Source organism: Streptomyces sennicomposti (assembly GCF_019890635.1).
Lineage (GTDB): Bacteria > Actinomycetota > Actinomycetes > Streptomycetales > Streptomycetaceae > Streptomyces > Streptomyces sennicomposti.
Genome location: NZ_JAIOAB010000033.1, coordinates 19,360 through 38,238 on the forward strand (window position 1 = coordinate 19,360; position 18,879 = coordinate 38,238).

General features: G+C 73.9%; 19 protein-coding genes. 15 read left to right on the top strand and 4 right to left on the bottom strand.

Annotated elements, in window-relative coordinates; all coding sequences use genetic code 11:
• Positions 1–168 precede the first annotated feature (168 nt).
• The 11 genes from K7787_RS19140 to K7787_RS19190 all read left to right on the top strand — a co-directional run bounded on the left by K7787_RS19140 (position 169) and on the right by K7787_RS19190 (position 10,509).
• On the top strand, positions 169–1,824 hold the full coding sequence (locus K7787_RS19140; protein WP_223002312.1) for a PP2C family protein-serine/threonine phosphatase: 1,656 nt from the start codon (positions 169–171) through the stop codon (positions 1,822–1,824).
• Complete coding sequence (locus K7787_RS19145; RefSeq protein WP_223002313.1) at positions 1,821–2,924, top strand: cobalamin B12-binding domain-containing protein; 1,104 nt, start codon at positions 1,821–1,823, stop codon at positions 2,922–2,924. The genes K7787_RS19140 and K7787_RS19145 overlap by 4 nt, the downstream gene beginning before the upstream one ends.
• Positions 2,925–3,033: 109 nt before the next feature.
• A complete protein-coding gene (locus K7787_RS19150; RefSeq protein WP_308036395.1) occupies positions 3,034–3,297 on the top strand; it encodes an STAS domain-containing protein in 264 nt (87 codons plus the stop codon).
• A 77-nt stretch (positions 3,298–3,374) separates the two neighbouring features.
• Positions 3,375–3,725 (top strand): STAS domain-containing protein, encoded by a 351-nt coding sequence (locus K7787_RS19155; RefSeq protein ID WP_223002314.1) that lies wholly within the window; start codon positions 3,375–3,377, stop codon positions 3,723–3,725.
• 74 nt (positions 3,726–3,799) lie between these two features.
• Positions 3,800–4,216, top strand: coding sequence for an ATP-binding protein (locus K7787_RS19160; RefSeq protein WP_308036390.1), 417 nt, complete (start codon positions 3,800–3,802; stop codon positions 4,214–4,216).
• 88 nt (positions 4,217–4,304) lie between these two features.
• Positions 4,305–5,153: an STAS domain-containing protein gene (locus tag K7787_RS19165; RefSeq protein ID WP_009192565.1), complete on the top strand. Its 849-nt coding sequence runs from the start codon at positions 4,305–4,307 to the stop codon at positions 5,151–5,153.
• Positions 5,150–5,518, top strand: a complete 369-nt coding sequence (locus K7787_RS19170) for an STAS domain-containing protein (protein ID WP_009192564.1) — start codon at positions 5,150–5,152, stop codon at positions 5,516–5,518. Before K7787_RS19165 ends, K7787_RS19170 begins: the two co-directional genes overlap by 4 nt.
• Positions 5,515–5,934, top strand: a complete 420-nt coding sequence (locus K7787_RS19175; protein ID WP_009192563.1) for an ATP-binding protein — start codon at positions 5,515–5,517, stop codon at positions 5,932–5,934. Before K7787_RS19170 ends, K7787_RS19175 begins: the two co-directional genes overlap by 4 nt.
• Positions 5,922–6,968, top strand: coding sequence for an ATP-binding SpoIIE family protein phosphatase (locus tag K7787_RS19180; RefSeq protein WP_223002315.1), 1,047 nt, complete (start codon positions 5,922–5,924; stop codon positions 6,966–6,968). The genes K7787_RS19175 and K7787_RS19180 overlap by 13 nt, the downstream gene beginning before the upstream one ends.
• Complete coding sequence (locus K7787_RS19185; RefSeq protein WP_223002316.1) at positions 6,965–8,902, top strand: ATP-binding response regulator; 1,938 nt, start codon at positions 6,965–6,967, stop codon at positions 8,900–8,902. The genes K7787_RS19180 and K7787_RS19185 overlap by 4 nt, the downstream gene beginning before the upstream one ends.
• Complete coding sequence (locus K7787_RS19190; RefSeq protein WP_164394607.1) at positions 8,899–10,509, top strand: fused response regulator/phosphatase; 1,611 nt, start codon at positions 8,899–8,901, stop codon at positions 10,507–10,509. The genes K7787_RS19185 and K7787_RS19190 overlap by 4 nt, the downstream gene beginning before the upstream one ends.
• Before the next feature lie 65 nt (positions 10,510–10,574).
• On the opposite strand, the gene K7787_RS19195 is transcribed toward K7787_RS19190, so the two are convergent.
• Complete coding sequence (locus tag K7787_RS19195; protein WP_223002317.1) at positions 10,575–11,930, bottom strand: beta-1,3-glucanase family protein; 1,356 nt, start codon at positions 11,928–11,930, stop codon at positions 10,575–10,577.
• Positions 11,931–12,046: 116 nt separating this feature from the next.
• Positions 12,047–13,435, bottom strand: coding sequence for a chitinase (locus K7787_RS19200; RefSeq protein WP_223002318.1), 1,389 nt, complete (start codon positions 13,433–13,435; stop codon positions 12,047–12,049).
• Positions 13,436–13,732: 297 nt separating this feature from the next.
• Between K7787_RS19200 and K7787_RS19205 the strand changes: the two genes are divergently transcribed.
• Entirely contained in the window at positions 13,733–14,941 is a 1,209-nt protein-coding gene (locus tag K7787_RS19205) for an alginate lyase family protein (RefSeq protein ID WP_223002319.1), read from the top strand.
• 189 nt (positions 14,942–15,130) lie between these two features.
• Here K7787_RS19205 and K7787_RS19210 read toward each other — a convergent pair whose 3' ends face one another.
• The gene (locus tag K7787_RS19210) at positions 15,131–16,306 is read right to left on the bottom strand and encodes a CobW family GTP-binding protein (RefSeq protein WP_308036391.1); all 1,176 of its coding nucleotides are present in this window, start codon (positions 16,304–16,306) and stop codon (positions 15,131–15,133) included.
• Between the two features lie 157 nt (positions 16,307–16,463).
• Positions 16,464–16,628, bottom strand: a complete 165-nt coding sequence (rpmG, locus tag K7787_RS19215; RefSeq protein ID WP_009192555.1) for a 50S ribosomal protein L33 — start codon at positions 16,626–16,628, stop codon at positions 16,464–16,466.
• 92 nt (positions 16,629–16,720) lie between these two features.
• Here rpmG and rpmB point away from each other — a divergent pair, with 92 nt between their 5' ends.
• The 3 genes from rpmB to K7787_RS19230 all read left to right on the top strand — a co-directional run bounded on the left by rpmB (position 16,721) and on the right by K7787_RS19230 (position 18,838).
• On the top strand, positions 16,721–16,957 hold the full coding sequence (rpmB, locus tag K7787_RS19220; RefSeq protein WP_019979923.1) for a 50S ribosomal protein L28: 237 nt from the start codon (positions 16,721–16,723) through the stop codon (positions 16,955–16,957).
• The gene (gene rpsN / locus K7787_RS19225; RefSeq protein WP_009192553.1) at positions 16,957–17,262 is read left to right on the top strand and encodes a 30S ribosomal protein S14; all 306 of its coding nucleotides are present in this window, start codon (positions 16,957–16,959) and stop codon (positions 17,260–17,262) included. The genes rpmB and rpsN overlap by 1 nt, the downstream gene beginning before the upstream one ends.
• A gap of 721 nt (positions 17,263–17,983) precedes the next feature.
• The gene (locus tag K7787_RS19230) at positions 17,984–18,838 is read left to right on the top strand and encodes a class I SAM-dependent methyltransferase (protein WP_223002320.1); all 855 of its coding nucleotides are present in this window, start codon (positions 17,984–17,986) and stop codon (positions 18,836–18,838) included.
• Positions 18,839–18,879 lie beyond the last annotated feature (41 nt).

The following is an 18,879-nucleotide window of genomic DNA, read 5'->3' on the forward strand; positions in this document are numbered from 1 at the left end:
AGGCTGGCCCGGCGGGGGCGTTTCCGAGGCCCCGGGGACCGTCGCGGGGTCTCGGAAACCGTCGCGCGGCCGAGGGCCGGTTGATGCGGTGCCCGAAGTGCGAGAGGGTGGCGGAGCCGTGTCTTCCAGTGGAAGGTGACCAGACACGCGGAAGCGGGTCTGAGGATCATGACGAGTAGGGAAGGCTCCGCGCGCTTCGCGCCGGGGCCGCTGTCGTCCGTGGGCGCCTCGTGGATGCGGGCGCCCTTCCCGGCGTTGGTCGTGGACGCCCTGGGCGCCGTGGTGGAGGTCAACGCCGAAGCGGCCGCCCTCTTCCCGGCGGCGGCCCCGGGCGTGCCGCTGGCGCGGTTCGCGCCCGGCTGGCTGGCGGACGGGCACCGGCTCGCCGTCGCGGGCGGGACCGACGCCGTGGGCACGGTGCGCGGCCGGCACGGCCCGTCGGTGCTGGCGGCCCACCCGACGCCCGGGGCGGACGGCGAGGTGGTGTGGTGGCTGGCCGACGAGACCGGCCGGTCGCTGGCCGAGGCCGCGCTGCGCACCGAACGGGAGCGCACCGCCTTCCTGGCCGACGCGTCCTCCCGGCTGCTCGCCTCGCTGAACGTCGAGCGGTGCATGGAGCTGACGGTGGAGCTGGCCACCGGCCGGCTGGCCGACGCCGCCGTGCTGGTCACGCCCGCCGTCGGCCGGCGCCATCCGGTGGCGAGCTGCGCCGGGGGCGCGGTCGAGCACGGGTCGGTGCGTCTGGACCCGGCCTCGGTGCCGGGCCTGGCCGAGGCGCTGCGCGGGTTCCCGCCGGTGCCGTCGCGGTGGATCGACCCGGCGGCGCTGCCCGGGTGGGCGGTGCCGGACGGCTTCGCCGGCCCGGTCGGGTCCGTGGTGGTCACCCCGCTGCCGGGGCACGGCGTTCCGGCCGGGGCGCTGATCCTGCTGCGGCGCAGCGGCCACGCCGCCTTCGACGCCTCGGAGGAGGTGTTCGCGCGGGTCTTCGCCGCCCGGGCGGGCGCGGCCCTGTCGGCGGCCCGGCTGTACCGGGAGCAGAGCGGCATCACGGCGACGTTGATGGCGGAGCTGCTGCCGCCGAGTCTGCGGCAGGTACACGGCGTGGAGTTCGCCGGCGGCTACCGCACCTCGATGGACGCGGAGCGCGTCGGCGGGGACTTCTACGACGTCCACCCCGGCGCCGGGCCGGACGACGAGACGCTGGCGGTCCTCGGCGACGTGTGCGGCAAGGGCCTGGAGGCGGCCGTGCTGACCGGAAAGATCCGTAGCACACTGCATGCGCTGCTGCCCCTGGCCGACGACCACGCGTATCTGCTGCGGCTGCTCAACGACGCCCTGCTCAGCAGCGGTCACACCCGGTTCGCCACCCTGGTCCTGGCCTCGGCGCGGCGGCGGGAGGGCCTGACCCGGCTGCGGCTGACCAGCGCCGGGCATCCGCTGCCGCTGATCGTGCGGCAGGACGGCACGGTGGAGGAGGCGGCGACCTCCGGCACCCTCGTCGGCGCGCTGCCGGAGGTCAGGTCGCGCACCGCCGAGGTCGATCTGGGGCCGGGCGAAACGTGTCTGCTGTTCACCGACGGGGTCACCGAGGCGCGCGGCGGGCCGCTGGGGGACGTGATGTTCGGCGACGACCGGCTGCGGGCGGCGCTGGCGGAGTGCGCCGGTCTGCCGGCCGAGGCCGTCGTCGAGCGGATCCAGATGCTGGCCGCCGCGTGGATCGGCGACAACCGGCACGACGACATCGCCGTGATGGCGATCACCACGCCCCGCACCGCACACCTGGCGACGGTGGACGGACACACCCCGGGCAGGTACACCGCATGACCGACGCCACCGCCGTCCAGGACGTCGGCGCCGTACTGGCCCACGCGCGCGAGGAGTTGTGGCGGGCGGCGTGCGCCCGCGACGAGTACGCCGCCGGGCAGGCCGTGTTCACGGCGCTGGACGCGGGCGCGGCGGCGGAGGACGTCCTGCTGGACGTCGTGGCGGCCGTGCAGCGCAAGGTGGGTGCGGAGTGGGCGGCGGACCGGTTCACGGTCGCCCAGGAGCACGCCGCCACCGCGATCCACGACCGGGTGATCGCCGCCATGGCCCACCGCGCCCCGCCCCCGCCCCCGCGCGCGCCGGGCGGCACGGTGACCGTGGCCTGTGTGGACGGCGAGTGGCACGCCCTGCCGGCCCGGCTGCTGGCCGAGGTGCTGCGCTGCCGCGGCCACCGGGTGGACTTCCTCGGCGCGCAGGTGCCCACCCCCCATCTCATCGCCCATCTGCACCGGACCGCGCCCGCCGTGGTGGCGCTGTCCTCCTCGCTGCCCGTGCGGCTGCCGGACGCGCACACCGCGATCACCGCCGTGCAGGCCCTCGGGATCCCGGTCCTGGCCGGCGGCGCGGCCTTCGGCGACGACGGCCGCTACGCCCGGCTGCTCGGCGCCGACGCGTGGGCGCCCGACGCGCGCGCCGCCGCCGACCTGCTCGCCCGCGGTCTGCCCCGCCCCGCGCCCGGCGCCGTCCGGCAGACGGTGGACGATCTGCCGCATCTGCTGGACCAGGAGTACGCCCTGGTGCTGCGCGGCAGAGGGCGGTTGGTGCGGGACACCCTGGCCGGGCTTCAGGAGCGGCTGCCGGCGATGCGCGCCTACACCGACGCGCAGCGCGAGCGGACCGCCGAGGACGTGGCGCACATCGTGGACTTCCTGTCCTGCGCCCTCTACACCGACGACGGCCGGCTGTTCACCGGCTTCCTGGAGTGGACGGGCGACGTCCTGGAGGCCCGCCGGGTGCCCGCGCGCGTCCTGGACCCCGCTCTCGCGCTCCTCCAGGACCTGCTGAAGGACTTCCCCCGCTCGCTCGGCTTCCTCACCCGGGGCCGGGCGGCCCTGGCCGGGCGCGCCGCTCGTCCCCGCGGTCCCGGCGCCGAAGCATGACCGCCCTCCCGGCGACGCCTTCTTCCACGCCTCGGCCCCGGACGGCGCGGGCGTCGCCCTCATCCGGATCACCGGCGGCCTCGACCGGATCACCAGCGGCGTCGACCGGATCACCGGCGGCCTCGACCGGGACACCGCCGACGAACTCACCGTGACGGCCGCCGCGTTGCTCGGGTGCGATCCGCCACCGCGCCGGCCGCGCCTGGACCGCGCGGGAATGACGCTGTGCGACTCCCTCGGCCCGGCCGCGCTGCTGATGGTCCACCGCGAGGCGACCGGGGCCAGCACCCGGCTGCGTCCGGCCGGCCGGCCCGCGGCGCTGCGACGGCTGCTGGACGTCACCGGCACCGCGCACCTGTTCCCCGAGCCGTGAGCGTTCCCCGGGCCATGGGCGCGCACGAGGGGTGCCCCGGCCGCCGTGCCGCGCCGGCGGCTTGTGAGAATGCCCTGGTGAACGACGAAGCCGAGATATCCGAGACCGTGCTCGACGGGGTGCGGATCGTCCGCGTCACGGGCGAGTTCGACTCCGACGGGGCGGACGGCGCGGCTCGGTGTTTCGCCGTTCCCGCTTCCAGGTCGGCCCGGGCCACCGTGGTCGACCTCGCCGAGGTCACCTTCGCCGACTCCTCCCTGCTGCACACGCTGCTCACGGCGCGGCTGCGGCACGAGGAGGCGGGGGTCCCGTTCGTGCTGGCCGCGGTGAGCCCACCGGTGCTGCGGCTGCTGGAGCTGACCGACACCGCCCGGGTCTTCACCCGGGCCGCCGATCTCGCGGCCGCCCTGAAGCTGACCCGCCCATGACCGGCCGTACGCCGCCCCTGTCTCCGCGGCCCCCGGAGGCGGGCGAGGGGTCCGCGCCCGGCGCGGGAGCGGACGTGACCGGCGCGGGAGCGGACGTGACCGGCGCGGCGCCCGGCGCCGGCCCGAGCCGGCCGCCCACCGCGGCCGCCGCCCGGGACCAGGTCCGCCGCCTGCTGACCGCGCCCGCCGGTGACACGCCGTCGGCCGTCCTGGACGACGTGCTGCTCGTGGTGACCGAACTGGTCACCAACGCGCTGCGGCACGGCGGCGGGCTGACCGCCTTCGACGCCCGTCTCGACGGCGGCGTCCTCACCGTCAGCGTCGCCGACGCCTCGCCCGTCGCGCCGCACACCGTGCCGCGCGCCCACGCCGCCGCTCCGGGCGGGTTCGGCTGGCGTATCGTCCAGCGGCTGTGCCGGCGGGTCACGGTCACACCCACGGCGGGCGGCAAGACCATCGAGGTGGTCATGGCGGCGTATCCGGAGGTGTGAGCGGACCCGAAGAGTGCCCGGTTGGGCGGATTGCCGTGTGCCGTATCGTCTTCCTGGCATATTCGATCAAAGCTCAGGTGGGGAAGACGTGACGACAGACAGCAAGCTGCCGCTCCTGGTGGAGACACTGACCGCACAGCGTGACGCATTCCTCTCGCAGTGGACCAGGACCGTCGGCGAAGACCTGCAAGGCCGGCTGAGCCTGGCCGAACTAGGCCGCGAACTGGGCGAGTTGTACGAGTCGATACTCCGCGCCCTGACGGGGGGCGATCTCGACAGCCACGGCGAGAACTTCGCCGAGACCCGCAGTCTGCTGATCGAACTCTCCCGCAACCGGGCCCGGCAGGGTTTCACCCCGACCGAGACCGCCCGCAGCGTCTTCTCCCTCAAGGAGGTGCTGGAGCCCACGCTGACCAGCGACGAGAAGGGCGCGCAGCAGTACCTCCAGTTCGCCCGGCTGCTGGACGACCTCGGTCTGCTGACCACCGAGGCGTACGTCCGCACCCGTGAGGAGATCATCTCCGCGCAGGCCGAGCAGCTGCTCGAACTGTCCACGCCGGTCGTCAAGCTGTGGGACGGCGTCGTCGGGGTGCCGCTGGTGGGCACCCTGGACTCCGCGCGCACCCAGGTCGTCATGGAGAAGCTGCTGCAGACGCTCGTCGACAGCGACTCCACGCACGCCATCATCGACATCACGGGCGTGCCGACCGTGGACACCCAGGTCGCCCAGCACCTGCTGAAGACGGTCGTCGCGGCCCGGATGATGGGCGCGCAGTGCACCATCTCGGGCATCCGCCCGCAGATCGCGCAGACCATCGTGGCGCTCGGCATCGAGTTCGGCGACATCCCCACCAACGCCTCGCTCTCCGACGCGCTGCGCCAGGCGCTGAAGGAAGTCGCCGAGGACGCCACCGAAGAGATCCGGGGCCTGCTGTGACCGACCGCGTCCCCGTCCTCAAGATCGGCGAGATCCTGCTGGTCTCCATCCAGGTGGACCTGGAGGACCAGATGGTGATGGACCTCCAGGACGACCTGTCGAACCGGATCGTCGCCACGGGCGCCAAGGGCGTCATCATCGACATCTCCGCGCTGGAGATCGTGGACTCCTTCGTCGGGCGCATGCTGGCCACCAACGCCGCCATCTCGCGCGTCCTGGGCGCGGAGACCATCGTCGTCGGCATGCGGCCCGCCGTGGCCATGACCCTGGTGGAGCTGGGGCTGTCCCTCCAGGGCGTCCGTACCGCTCTCAATCTGGAGCGCGGGCTGAAACTCCTGCGCCGGATCAGCGCGGGCCGCGCATGAGGGACTACGGCGCCGCGCTGGCCTCGGCCGACACCGTCTCCGTAGCCGACAGCAGCGACGTGGTCTCCGCCCGGCAGATGGTGCGCACCCTCGCCCAGCGCAGCGGCATGTCGCTGGTGCACCAGACCAAACTGGTCACGGCGGCCAGCGAACTCGGCCGCAACATGCTGGTCTACGGCGGCGGGGGCGTGGTCCGCGCGGCCACGATCACCGAGGCCGAACGCTGCGGCGTCTACGTGGAGTTCGAGGACCGTGGTCCTGGCATCGCGGACATAGAGCTGGCGTTGACGGACGGCTGGACCTCGGGCTCCGGGATGGGGCTCGGACTGAGCGGCGCCAAGCGGCTCGTGGACGAGTTCGACATCAGCTCCGGGCCGGACGGCACCACCGTGCGCATCCTCAAGTGGGGCCGGTGAAGGGCGTGCTGATCGCCGAGTCGGGTGATGTGCACTGGCTGCGCGCGGACGTCGCCCTCGCGGCGGCGGCGCGCCGCCAGGTGGGTCAGCTGGCCCGCGGCATCTGCCTGCCCGAGGAGCGGGTGGCGCGGGCCGAGCTGTGCGTGACGGAGATGGCGACCAATCTCCTCAAGCACGCCGACGACGGCGCCCTGGTGCTGCGCGTGGTGCGCTCCCGGGGCAGCGCGGCCGTCGAGTGCCTGTCCCTGGACAACGGCCCCGGCATCGCGGACGTGCACCGGGCGCTGCGCGACGGCACGTCCGCCGCCGGCAGCCTGGGCATCGGCCTGGGCGCCATCGGGCGGCTCGCGGACGTGTTCGGCGTCCACTCCCTGCGCGGGCGCGGCACCGCGCTCTACGCGCGCTTCTGGGCGGACGGCGAGGTCCCGGCGCCCGGCCCGGTGGAGACCGGCGGGCTGACCCGCCCGATCGGCGGCGAGCAGGTGTGCGGCGACAGCTGGGCCGTGCGCACGGTGGACGGGCACGGCCCGGACGCGCTGCTGCTGATGATGTGCGACGGGCTCGGCCACGGGCCGCTGGCGGCCCGGGTCGGCGACCGGGCCAGGGAGGCCTTCCGCGACAGCCGCAGCACCAGCCCGGCGGCCGTGCTGGAGGAGACCCACCGGGGGCTGCGCGGCACCCGCGGCGCTGCCCTGGCCGTCGCCCTGGTCGATCCGGCCGGGCAGCGGGTGCGGCTGTGCGGGGCCGGCAACATCACGGCGCTGGTCGCGGCCGGCGACGCCCGCACCGGGCTGCTGTCGATGCCGGGCATCGCCGGTGTGCAGCTGCCCCGGCCGCGCACCTTCGAGGCGCCGTTCCCGCCCGGCGCCGTCCTGGTGATGCACTCCGACGGGCTGAGCGACCGCTGGAAGCCGGCGGACTTCCCCGGTCTGTTCCCGCACGACTCCGCCCTGGTCGCCGGGCAGCTCCTCAATCAGGCGGCGGTCCGCAGGGACGACGCCGGGATCGTCGTGGCCGTGCACGGGCGGCCATGAGCACCGGACCGTCCGTCCATGAGCTGATCACGGTCGTCCTGCGGGAGGGCGGCGATGTCGTCGCCCTGCGCCGGTGCACCCAGTCGGCGTGCCGGGCCGCGGGGCTGAAGGGCAGTGCGCTGGTCCGGCTGACGACCGTGGTGAGCGAGGCCGGCGAGCATCTGCTGGGGGCCGCGCGCCTCACCGCCCGGCTGAGCCTGGAGCGGGACGGCGTCGCCGTGCTGCTGGCCGTGCGTTTCGGCTGGGCCGAGGCGCGCCGGCCGCCGGGAACCCTGCTGACCGCGGCCGAACGGCTGCTGGACGAGAGCGGTCTGCTGCCCTCCGGCGACGGCGACGGCCACGAACTGCTCCTCGCGCAGCGCCTTCCCGCGCCGGCGACCTCCCTCGGCGAGCTGGCCGCCGATGTCCGCGGGCGGCTCGCCGGCGGCGACGCGACGGCCGACCTGGTCGACACGCTGCGCACCCAGAACCGGCAACTGCTGGCCGCGCTGGAGGAGTCACAGCGCCAGCAGGAGGAACTCCAGCGTCTGAACGCCGAGTTGGAGGAGACCAACGCCGGGGTGGTGGCGCTCTACTCCGAGCTGGCCGGCGAGCTGGAGGAGACGAACAGCGGTGTCGTCGCCCTGTACGCGGAGCTGGAGGACAAGACCCGCCAGCTCGAACGGGCCGACGCGTACAAGTCCCGGTTCTGGGCCAACGTCAGCCACGAGCTGCGCTCGCCGGTGAACTCGGTCATCGCCCTGGCCCGGCTGCTGCTGGACTCGGCGGCCGACCCGCTCACCGACGAGCAGCGCCGGCAGGTGTCCCTCGTGCAGGCCTCCGGCAGCACCCTGCTGGCGCTGGTGGACGAGCTGCTCGACATCGCCAAGGCGGAGTCCGGACGGCTGGAGCCGCACCCCGCCGAGGTCGATCTGCGCTCCCTGCTGCACCAGTTGCGCGGCATGCTCCAGGGCACCGCGCAGCCCGGGGTGGACCTGCGCATCCCGGACCACATACCGCTGCGGCCCTTGGTCACCGACGAGGTCATGCTGACCAGGATCCTGCGCAACGTCCTGTCCAACGCGCTGAAGTTCACGGTCGGGGGCCGGGTGGCGCTGGAGGTCGCCGAGGAGGAGCGGGAGGACGGCGACCGCTTCGTCTTCCGCGTCCAGGACACCGGCGTCGGCATCCCGGCGGAGGAACTGGAGCGCGTCTTCGAGGAGTTCTACCAGGTGCGCGGGCCGCACCAGCGGGGCCGGGCGGGCACCGGCCTGGGCCTGCCCTACGCCCGCCGGCTGACCGAACTGCTCGGCGGCCGGCTGACGCTCGACAGCGAGGTGGGCCGCGGCACCCGGGTGATCATCGAGATCCCCGCCCGCCTCGGCCGTGGGCCGGGGGACGCAACGGCCGCCGTGACCGGCGCGGAACCGCCCCCGCACCCCGATGCGGCACGGCCCGCTGAGCCGGTCCCGCCGACCGGCTCCGGCGGCCCCTTGGTCGGGTCGGTGGTGGCCGTGGACGACGACGAGACGTTCCTGACCGCGATCCGCCCGCTGCTGGCCGCTGTGGCCGGGTCCGTCACCGTCGTCACCGACAGCGGCCGGGCCGTGGCGACCGTGGAGCGCGAACACCCCGACGCCGTCCTCCTCGACCTCGACATGCCCGGCCCGGACGGCTACGAGGTGCACCGGCAACTGGCCGCGAACCCGGCGACGGCCGCCGTGCCCGTGGTGGTGCTGACCGCGCTGGAGGCCGGTGACGTGGACCGCGCCCGCCTCGCCGGGGTCCGCGCCGTGCTCAACAAGTCCCGCCTGACCGCCGCAGACCTCGCCGCCGCCCTGCCCCGGCCGCAGGCCGCGCCGGCCGCGGACCGGCCGTCGGCCCCCGCGCCGGCCGGGGACCAGCCGTCCACCCCCGCCCCCTCGACGTCGCCCAGGGCCAAGGAGCGCCGATGACCCGACCGTCCGACACCGATCACAGTCCGGCCCACATCCTGGTGGTGGACGACACCCCCGCCAACCGGTACGTCCTGGCCACCACGCTGCGCCGGGCCGGGCACCAGGTCACCGAGGCCGAGGACGGCACCCGCGCGCTCGACCTGCTCCGGGGGCCCGGCCCGCTGCCGGAGATCGCCATCGTGGACGTACGGCTGCCCGACATGACCGGCTTCGAGGTGTGCGAGCACATCAAGAACGACCCGGCCACCGCCGCCGTGCCCGTCATCAACATCTCCGCCGCCGCCATCACCGTGGACGACCGCGCGCAGGGCCTGTACCGGGGCGCCGACGCGTATCTCGTCGAGCCGGTCGCCCCGGACGAACTGCTCGCCACGGTCACCGCGACCCTGCGCTACACCCGCGCCCGGCGCCGCGCCGAACTCCTCGCCGAGCGGCTGCACCTGCTCAACCGCCTCACCCTGGCGCTCTACAGCGCCGCCGACGCCCGCGAGCTGGTCAAGGTGACGGCCGAGGCGGCGGCGGTGATCTTCCGGTGCAGTGTGGCCGCGCTGCTCACCACACCGCAGGGCAGCCCCCTGGTCGCCCACACCTGGCAGGACGAGGACGGGACGGCGCGCGCCGACGCACCGCAGGTGCACTCCACGGCGGCCTGGCCGCAGCGCCGCGACCCCTCCGGCCGGGCGCAGCCGCCGGGCACCGATCTGCCGTGCCTGCCGCCCGAGTTGAAGGACCCGGCGCGCCGCCGGACGGTGATCGGCCGGGCCAAGGCCGAGCGTCCGCCGGTCGTCATCGTCACCTCGGCGGACGCCGTCACCACGCCGGACGACGAGCAGTTGCTGACCCAGCTCACCCAGGCCAGCGCCCTGGCCCTGGAGGCGCTGCGCAGCTACAGCGAGGAGCACGCCCTCGCCCTGACCCTGCAACGCAGCTTCCTGCCCGAGAGCCTGCCGGCCACCCCCCGCGCCGACCTGGCCGTGCGCTACCTCCCGGCCAGCGAACGCACCGAGATCGGCGGCGACTTCTACGAGGCGATCAGCACCCCGGCCGGTCTGGTGGTGGCCGTCGGCGACGTGGCCGGGCACTCGCTCGACGCGGCGATGGTGATGGGCCAGGTGCGGCACGCGCTGCGCGCCTACGCGGCCGAGGGCCATCCGCCGCAGGTGATCCTCTCCTGTCTGGACCATCTGCTGGCCTCGGTGGAGCCCGGCGCCACGGTCACGCTGTGCGTGGTGCTGATCGAGTTCGGCTCGGACACCCTGCACGTCGCCAACGCGGGCCACCTTCCGCCGCTGATCCGCCACCCGGACGGCACCACCTCGTACGTGCACGAGCACGGCCCGCTGCTGGGGCTCGGCCTCGCGCATCCGCCCGCCCGGCGGATCACCGTGGTGCCGGGTTCGCTGCTGCTCCTGGTCACGGACGGTCTGGTCGAGCGCCGTCACGAGGACCTCCAGCACTCCCTGGCCACCCTCGCCGCGGTGGCCGCCGGGGTTCCGGCGGACCCGGAGGAGGCGTGCGGGCTGCTCCTGGAGCGGCTGCTGCCGGACGGCAGCGACGACGTGGCGCTGATGGCCGTCCGGCTGAACGCGGTCCGCCCGGACTGACCGCGTTCAGGGCGGCCGGTCCGGGCGGGGGGTCCCGCGGGCGGGTGCGGCGGGGGCCGCCGCTCCTACCAGCCCACCGCCACGAGCAGCCACTGTGGGTCGCCGTGGGAGACGAAGGAGGACTGCCCGGCCACGTCGTCGTACGGGAAACCGTAGGCGAGGTGGTTGATGGCGTTGTCGTGCCAGAACTCGGCGTAGTAGTTCGCCGGCGCCGCCTTGTAGTACTGCGCCGGGTCGCCCTGCTGGGAGGCGGGCAGCGAGGCCACATGGCGGTTCAGTGCCGCGCACATGTCCGGGTCGCCGGCCAGCGCGGCGGCACAGCCGAAGATGTCCGAGGTGGCCGCGTCGACGCCGACCGACTGGGCGTAGGCGGTGAAGTAGTTGGCGTTGGCGCCGCCCGCGCGGAAGCTGGGGTCGCTGCCGGGCGCGATGATCCGATACGGGGCCTGGGTCTGGGCGAGCACCTTGAACGGGGCGGGCACGGCGTCGGTGAACCGCTGGAAGGTGGTGGCGCGGTCCTCGGCGAAGGTCTGGCGGTTCTCGCCGACCTCCACGTCGTAGCCGTCCTTGCTGTGCAGCCGCATGGCGAGCTTGAGGCCGAACGCGTCGACCCGTGTGGTGTTGCCGTTGAACACGTTGCCGCCGACGGTGAACTCGATGAAGTCGTAGTAGGGGCCGTCGGGCGAGCCGAGGTGGAAGTACATCCGGCCGGCGGAGTTGGCCGGCATGTCGAGGTAGGGCTGTTCGGCGATGGAGTGGGTCTGGCCGTTGAAGGTCCAGTAGACCTGGCTGTCGGGGTACTTGCCGTTGGTGCGGTTGAGGATCTTCACCTCGACGGCGTTGTGCGCGGCGGGGATGTCGGAGGTGGAGCCCCAGAAGTCGTCCGGCGGCTGGGTGGTGCCGCCGGAGCCGTAGACCTCGAACTCCCACAGGGAGTAGCCGTACTGGGTGGCGCGGGCGGTGCCGTAGAGGCGGACGTAGCGGCCGCTGCCGCCGACGGTCAGGTTCTCGGTGCCGCCGGTGGCGTCGGCGGTGGAGTAGGCGGTGGTCCAGTTCTGGGCGTCGGTGGAGGTCTCGATGCGGTAGGCCTTGGCGTAGGCGGCCTCCCAGCGCAGGGTGACGCGGGTGAGCTGCCGCACCGAGCCGAGGTCGATCTGGAGCCACTGGGGGTCGGCGAACGCCGAGGACCAGCGGGTGCCCTGGTCGCCGTCGACGGCGGCGCCGGCCGGGAAGGCGGCGTTCTCCACCGAGGAGGCGGTCGCGGGCCGGCCGCGGGAGAGCAACTGGTCCTCGGCGTGGGCCTGGGCGGGGACGAGGGCGACGAGGCAGGCGGCGAGCAGGGCGGTGACGAGAGCGGCGACGCGGGAGCGGGGGGCGGTGTCCGGTGGTCTGCGCCGCAGCGCGTGGGTGGCGGTGGGCATGGAGGTCTCCGTTTCACCGTGGATGTGTGGGGGTGCGTGGGGTGGGACGGTGTGCCGGGAGGGCCCGGCCGGAACGCCCGTGCGCTCCGGCCGGGTTGCGGGGGGTGGGGGCGGTGTCAGCCGGTGTAGGCGGCGAACACCCGGGTGTAGTCCCAGTTCTGCTGGCTGACGCCGGAGCAGCTGTCGGCGGGGCCGCCGGTGCAGGGCCGGTCGCGGTTGGCGGACCAGAAGGTGAGCCGGGCCAGGTGGTGCTGCTGGGCGTAGGCGAGGATGGTGCGGAAGTCGGCGACGGTGACGGTCTCGTTGTTGTCGGTGACGCCGTTCATGGAGGAGATGCCCATGTCGCGGTAGGCCTGGTCGTCGCTGTAGTGGTAAGCGTTCCTGAGCGCGGTCTTGAGGCCTTCGGCGGCGCGCTGGGTGAGGGTGCCCATGTTCTGTCCGGCGCCGCCGAAGTCGAACGGCATGATGGTCCAGGCGTCCACGGTGAGGCCGGCGGAGGCCGCGCGGTTGATCAGGGAGGTGTCGGGGCCGCTCTGGCCGGTGCCGATGGTGACGTAGACCTTGAGCCCCGGGTTGTTGTTCTTGACGGTCTTCAGGGCGTCCACGGTGCGCTGCTGGACGGTGGGGTTGCTGTAGGCGTCGGCCTCGATGTCGATGTCGATGGCCTTGAGCCCGTAGGCGTTGATCACCTTCTGGTAGGCGGCGGCCAGTTCGCCGGCGCTGGAGCAGGAGCTCTCCAGTTTGTTGCCGCTGTAGCCGCCGAAGGACGGGATGACGTCGCCGCCGTTCGCGCGGACCGTGTTGACGGTCTGCTGGTCGACTCCGCCGGTGAGCGGGCGGCTGCCGTCCCACTGGGGGTTGCAGTAGCCGTTGCTGAGGACGAAGGCGAGGGTGAACCACTTCACGCCGGTGGCGCTGGTGATCGTGCTCGGGTTCGGCGGGCTGCCCCAGCCGTTGTAGAGGTAGGGGGCGACGGCCATCGGGGCGGCCGGGGTGCTGCCGCCGCCGTCCGCCGCGGGCGCGTTCCACTTCTGGTTGGCGGCGCCGGTGCAGCTCCAGATCTGGGCGCGCGAGCCGTTGGCCGGGTTGTTGTCGGTGACGTCCAGGCACTTGTCCGCCTGGGGGTTGACGATGTCGTGGGCGGCGGTGACCGTCCACTTCTGGTTGGCGCCGCCGGTGCAGGTCCACAGCTGGACCTTGGCGCCGTTCGCCGTGGAGTTGCCGGTGACGTCGAGACACTTGCCGAGGGCGCGGAGGGTGCCGTCGGCGCCGACGGTCCACTGCTGGGCGGCGGTGCCGTTGCAGTCGTAGATCTGGACGCCGGTGCCGTCGGCGGAGTTCGCCCCGGCCACGTCCAGGCACTTGCCGGCCAGACCGGTGACGGTTCCGGTGGCCGCGGCGGCCGGGGAGGCGGTGAGCAGACCGGCGAAGAGGGTGAGGGCGGCGACGGAGACGGTGGTGGCGAGGGTGCGCGCGGGGCGTACGGCAGGGCGGGATCCGGCCATGCGGGGGCCTTTCACGTGGGGGGTGGCCGACCTCCGGTGCCGCCTCACGCCGTTCAGCCCACGGAACGTTGCGCGACACCATCGGTCTTTGATTAAGCCGTGAAGTTAAAGGTCCGGACCAGTGAGCGTCAAGAGGGCCGACAGCAGGGGCCGTTGATCGCACTGAACGCCTCGTACGGTCCGAACCTCCGCCCTGGCGCGCGCCCTTGACGGGCGGTAAGTCCGTACCTATGGTCACCGGCCAGCACCCGAGTTCAACCACCCATACCGAGTTCACATCCAAGAACGGATGGCCGCATGACTGCCGCTCCCCCACACCTCCGCAGCCGAACCCGGCCCGTACTCCTGCTCGCCCTGGTCGCCGCCCTCACCGGCGCCCTGCTGCTGCCCCGGGCCACCCGCGCCGAGGCCGCGCCGACCGCCTTCGCCCACCCCGGAGTGACCGTCTCCCGGGCCCAACTGGACTTCACCCGCGACAAGGTGCTGGCCGGCGCACAGCCGTGGAAGGGCGCCTACGACCAGATGACGGCGAGCGGCTACGCCAGTCTCAGCCGCACGCCCAAGCCCCGGGCGACGGTGGAGTGCGGCTCGTACTCCAACCCGAACTACGGTTGCACGGACGAGCGTCAGGACGCCATCGCCGCGTACACCGACGCGCTCGCCTGGTACATCACCCGGGACCCGCGCTACGCGCAGAAGGCCATCGAGATCATGGACGCCTGGTCGGCCGTGATCCGCAGCCACACCAACAGCAACGCCCCGCTGCAGACGGGCTGGGCCGGGTCCTCGTGGCCCAAGGCCGCCGAGATCATCAAGTACACGTACACCGGCTCCTGGCCGAACGCCGGCCGGTTCGCCACCATGCTGCGCGACGTGTACCTGCCGGTGGTGATCAAGGGCTCCAACTCGAACGGCAACTGGGAGCTGTCGATGATGGAGGCGGCCGTCGGCATTTCCGTCTTCCTGGAGGACAAGGCGTCCTACGACACCGCCATGGCCAAGTTCCGCACCCGCACGGCCGCTTACGTCTATCTGGAGTCCGACGGCGCCCTGCCGAAGACCGTGCCGAGCCAGAACCTGAACACCCGCGACAAGATCGTCTCGTACTGGCAGGGCCAGTCCACCTTCGTCACCGGCCTCACCCAGGAGACCTGCCGCGACTTCACGCACACCGGGTACGGCATCTCCGCCATCTCGCACATCGCCGAGACGAGCCGCATCCAGGGCCAGGACCTGTACGGCACCGACGTCGGGGAGCGGCTGCGCCAGGCCCTCGGCTTCCAGTCCAAGTACGAACTGGGGGCGGCCGTGCCGACCTGGCTGTGCGGCGGCGCGGTCGACCGGGGCCTCGGGCCGGTCACCGAGGTCGGCTACAACGCGCTGCACAACCGGCTGGGCGTCGCCATGACCAACACCCAGGCGCTGACCCAGCAGAACCGTCCGGCCGGCACCAACGCCCTGTTCGTCGCCTGGGAGACCCTGACCCACGGGGACAACCCGGCGTGACGCACACGGTCTGACGGCACACAGTGTGACGCCCCCGGCATGACGCACCCCGCGTCACACACAGCGCTCCGCGCACCCGCCCCGGGGCGCACGGCGGGAGCCGTCGCCGCCGTGCGTCCGGCGCGGGCTGCGGCGGCCGGGCCGCCTCACCCTCCTCGCCCTCTTTGCCCTTCTCGCCTCCTCCCCTCCTCAGGTCACCGGGTCCAGCAGGCCGTCGAAGGCGGAGGGGAGGCGTTTCCAGCCGTCGCTGCCCGTCACGTACTCCGCGTCGGTGAGCAGGCAGGAGTCGAGCAGGGCCGACAGGCCGTCGCGGTCCAGGCCGGGCGAGGTGAAGGCGAGGCACTGGCAGCGGTCGCCGTGTTCGGGGTGCCACTGGACGGCGGCGGCGACCCGGCGTTCGGCGGGCACCCTCTCCCAGGCGGCGTCGGGCAGCGCGGCCAGCCAGGGGCCGGCCCGCTCCACGCACAGCGCGCCGCCCGCGGCGTCCCACGACAGCAGCGTGTCGGGCCGGTCGGCCAGCCAGAACCGGCCCCGGCTGCGGACGGCGGCGCAGGCGATGTCCTCCAGCGCCGCGTGCAACCGCCGCGGGTGGAAGGGCCGTTCACGCCGATAGACCAGCGTGCCCACCCCGTGTTCGTCGCGCTCCTGCGGCAGCAGCGCGCACGCGGGATGCGTCCGGGCGGCGGCCGCCGCCACGTCGAAGCCCGCCGTCACGGCGGCCCCGAGACCGCCGCCCGCCACCGGCACGGTGCGCGCGCCCGGCGTCAGCCGGGCGAGCAGGGCGCGGTCGGCATCGTCGGCGAGCGGCTCCCCGGTCCCGTACGCGCCGCCCTCGGCGACCGCGATCACGGTGGGGTACTCCAGCTGCCGGGCGAAGGCGTCGGCGACCGTGCGCCGGTCGGTGGCGGCGGCGGCGAGTCCCACGTCGGCGAGGTCGTCGCCGTTGGACAGGTACGGCAGCACCAGCGCGGGATCGACGGCGGTGGCGACTCCGGTGAGGTCCAGCGGCGCGCCCGCGGCGGCGACGAGCGCGGCCATGGCCTGGGGTTCGACGGAGTCCCACAGTTCCACGACGGCCAGCCGGTGCCGCCCCTCGTCGGCGAGGCGCAGCAGCTGGGGCACCAGGTCGGCGCGGAGCGCGCAGCACGCGCAGTCGTCGACCGGGGGCGCCTCGCCGCCGCTGAGCAGGTGGCCGGCGTCGCGCACGGTGCGGTAGACGACGCTGTCGGCGGCGCGGATGACGTCGTGGTGCAGCGCGACCGAGCCGGGGATGGTGCGCAGGATCTCCTCCACCGCGGCCCGGCGGGCGTCGGCGTGCAGTCCGGCGACGATCACGACCGGCAGCCGCTCCGAGCCGCCGCTCACCGCTCGTCCCGTCCGCGTCCGCGGCGACGCCCGAAGCGCTCGACGCGTCCCGCGGTGCCGGTTGAGTCGGTTGAGTCGGCGGGGACGGCGGGGGCGGTGACGCGGTCACGGAGGACGACCGGGCGGAGTTCGGGGTGGTTTCCGGGCGTCACGGCTCTCAGCGCTCCTCTCGGAAGTCGACGTGGCGGCCGACGACCGGGTCGTACTTGCGCAGGGTCAGGCGGTCGGGGTCGTTGCGGCGGTTCTTGCGGGTCACATACGTGTAGCCGGTGCCGGCGGTGGACCGCAGCTTGATCACCGGGCGCAGTTCGTTGCGTGCCATGGGCGGCACTCTACCCCACTTTTGGATTTGGTTTTCATTTTCATCTTGCTGCTAGGGTGCTGTCGGCACACGCCAGCGACCAAGGAGGCACCATGTCCGCCCACTGCCAACTCACCGGCCGGGCACCCGGCTTCGGGCACCGGATCTCGCGTTCGCACCGGCGCACCAAGCGCCGCTTCGACCCGAACATCCAGCACAAGCGCTACTGGCTGCCGAGCGAGGGCCGGCACGTACGGCTCACACTCTCCGCCAAGGGCCTCAAGACGGTCGACGCCATCGGCGTCGAGGCCGCGGTGGCGCGCATCCGCGCCCGGGGAGGGAAGGTCTGATGGCGAAGAAGAGCAAGATCGCGAAGAACGAGCAGCGCCGCGCCGTCGTCGCCCGCTACGCCGCCCGCCGCGCCGAGCTGAAGGCGGTCATCGCCTCGCCCCGGTCCTCGGACGACGAACGCGCCGCCGCACAGCGGGAACTGCGCCGCCAGCCCCGCGACGCCAGCCCCACCCGGCTGCGCAACCGCGACGCCGTGGACGGCCGCCCCCGCGGTCACCTGCGCGCCTTCGGCCTGTCCCGCATCCGGGTCCGCGAGATGGCCCACGCGGGCGAGCTGCCCGGGGTGACCAAGAGCAGTTGGTGAGGGGCGTCGCTGGGGGCGGCTGGTGATGGGGGGCTGAGAGCGGCTTGTGACGGGGGCGGCGAGAGCGGCTGGTGACGGGGGCGGCGAGAGCGGCTGGTGATGGAGGGCGGCGAATTCGCCGTCGAGAGCGGCTGGTGATCGGTGGTGTTCGGTGGCGGCGAATTCGCCGCCGAGTTCATCCTCCGGTCCGGGGGCGGTGAGGCCGCCGCCTTCGCGCCTCGGCTCCCTGGCGACCCGCGATCCGGCGACCCGGCGCGCCACCGTCCGGCTCCGTGGCCCGGCGGGCTCGTAGCCCGCCTGGTTGGTGGCCCGACGAGTTCGTAGCCCGGTGCCCCGGCCCGCCGTCGTCGGGCTCCGCGCCTGGCGGTCCAGTGCTCCGCTCGCGGCCCGGACGCGGCCCACCGTGCGCCGCAGGCCAGCCCGCGGCGCACGGTGGCTCACTTCGCTTGCCCTTATCGGGACTTCGGTCCCTTCGATCCCTCGAGTCCCTTGTCCGTCCGCCCTCTTGACCCCCCTCAAGTGACCTGAGTGACGTCACCGGGGGCCCACCATCGCCGTCGTGGACGGCGTGCCGTACCCGGTGCCGCAGCGGTCGGCCGCGGCCGGAGGCCGTCGCACTCGCGCGCCCGAGCGGGAATCCGGGCGGAAATCGGGTGCACCGCCGCCGGACGCCTCGTAGCATCGGCGCCGCACCAGCCCGTCGAGCAGCAGCAAGGATTCTGTGAACCCCTCCGATCTCCCGGCCAGGGCCGCCGCGCTCGCGGCCGGTATGGCCGCCGCCGAGCACAGCCCCGGCGTCCAGCTGACCCAGACCCGTCACCGCGCCGCGCTCGTGGCGGGCTGGGGCATCGCACCCGGCTCGACCGTGCTCGAACTCGGCTGCGGACAGGGCGACATGACCGCCGTGCTCGCCGAAGCGGTCGGGCCGCGGGGGCGGGTGACGGCCGTGGACGTGGCCGATCCCTCCTACGGTGCGCCGGTCACGCTCGGCGAGTCGACCGCGCGGCTCACGGCGGGCCCCCTCGGTCCGCGCATCGACTTCCGCCTCGGCACGGACGTACTCGATCCGTCCCTCGACTTCCCCGAGGACGCCTTCGACCATGTGGTGCTCGCGTACTGCTCCTGGTACTTCGCCTCGCTCGGGCAGGTGCGCGACACCCTCGCCCGGGTGCGACCGTGGGCGCGGCGGCTGTGGTTCACCGAGTGGGACCTGACGCCCGCCTCCGGGGACCAACTGGCGCACCTGCTGGCCGTGTTGGTGCAGGGCCAGTTCGAGGCGGCCGGCTCGCGCGGCGACGGCAACGTGCGTACGCCCTTCTCCCGCGCGCGGTTGCTGCGGCTGCTGGCCGAGGCCGGCTGGACGGTGGACGGCGGCGGGCCGGTGGAAACCGAGGGGCTCCAGGACGGCGACTGGGAGGTGGCGGCCTGTCTGCGCCTGGCCGCCACGCCCGACCGTCTGTCCGCCCTGCCCGATCCGGTACGCCAGCTCGTCCTCAGCCAGACGGACACCCTCCGCTCGATCGCCGCGCCGCGCGGCAACCGAGCGCTGCCCGCGTACTCGGTCACCGCGCACTGACCTCCCGCCGGGGAGCGGCCCGGGGCCGGTAGCACTCGACG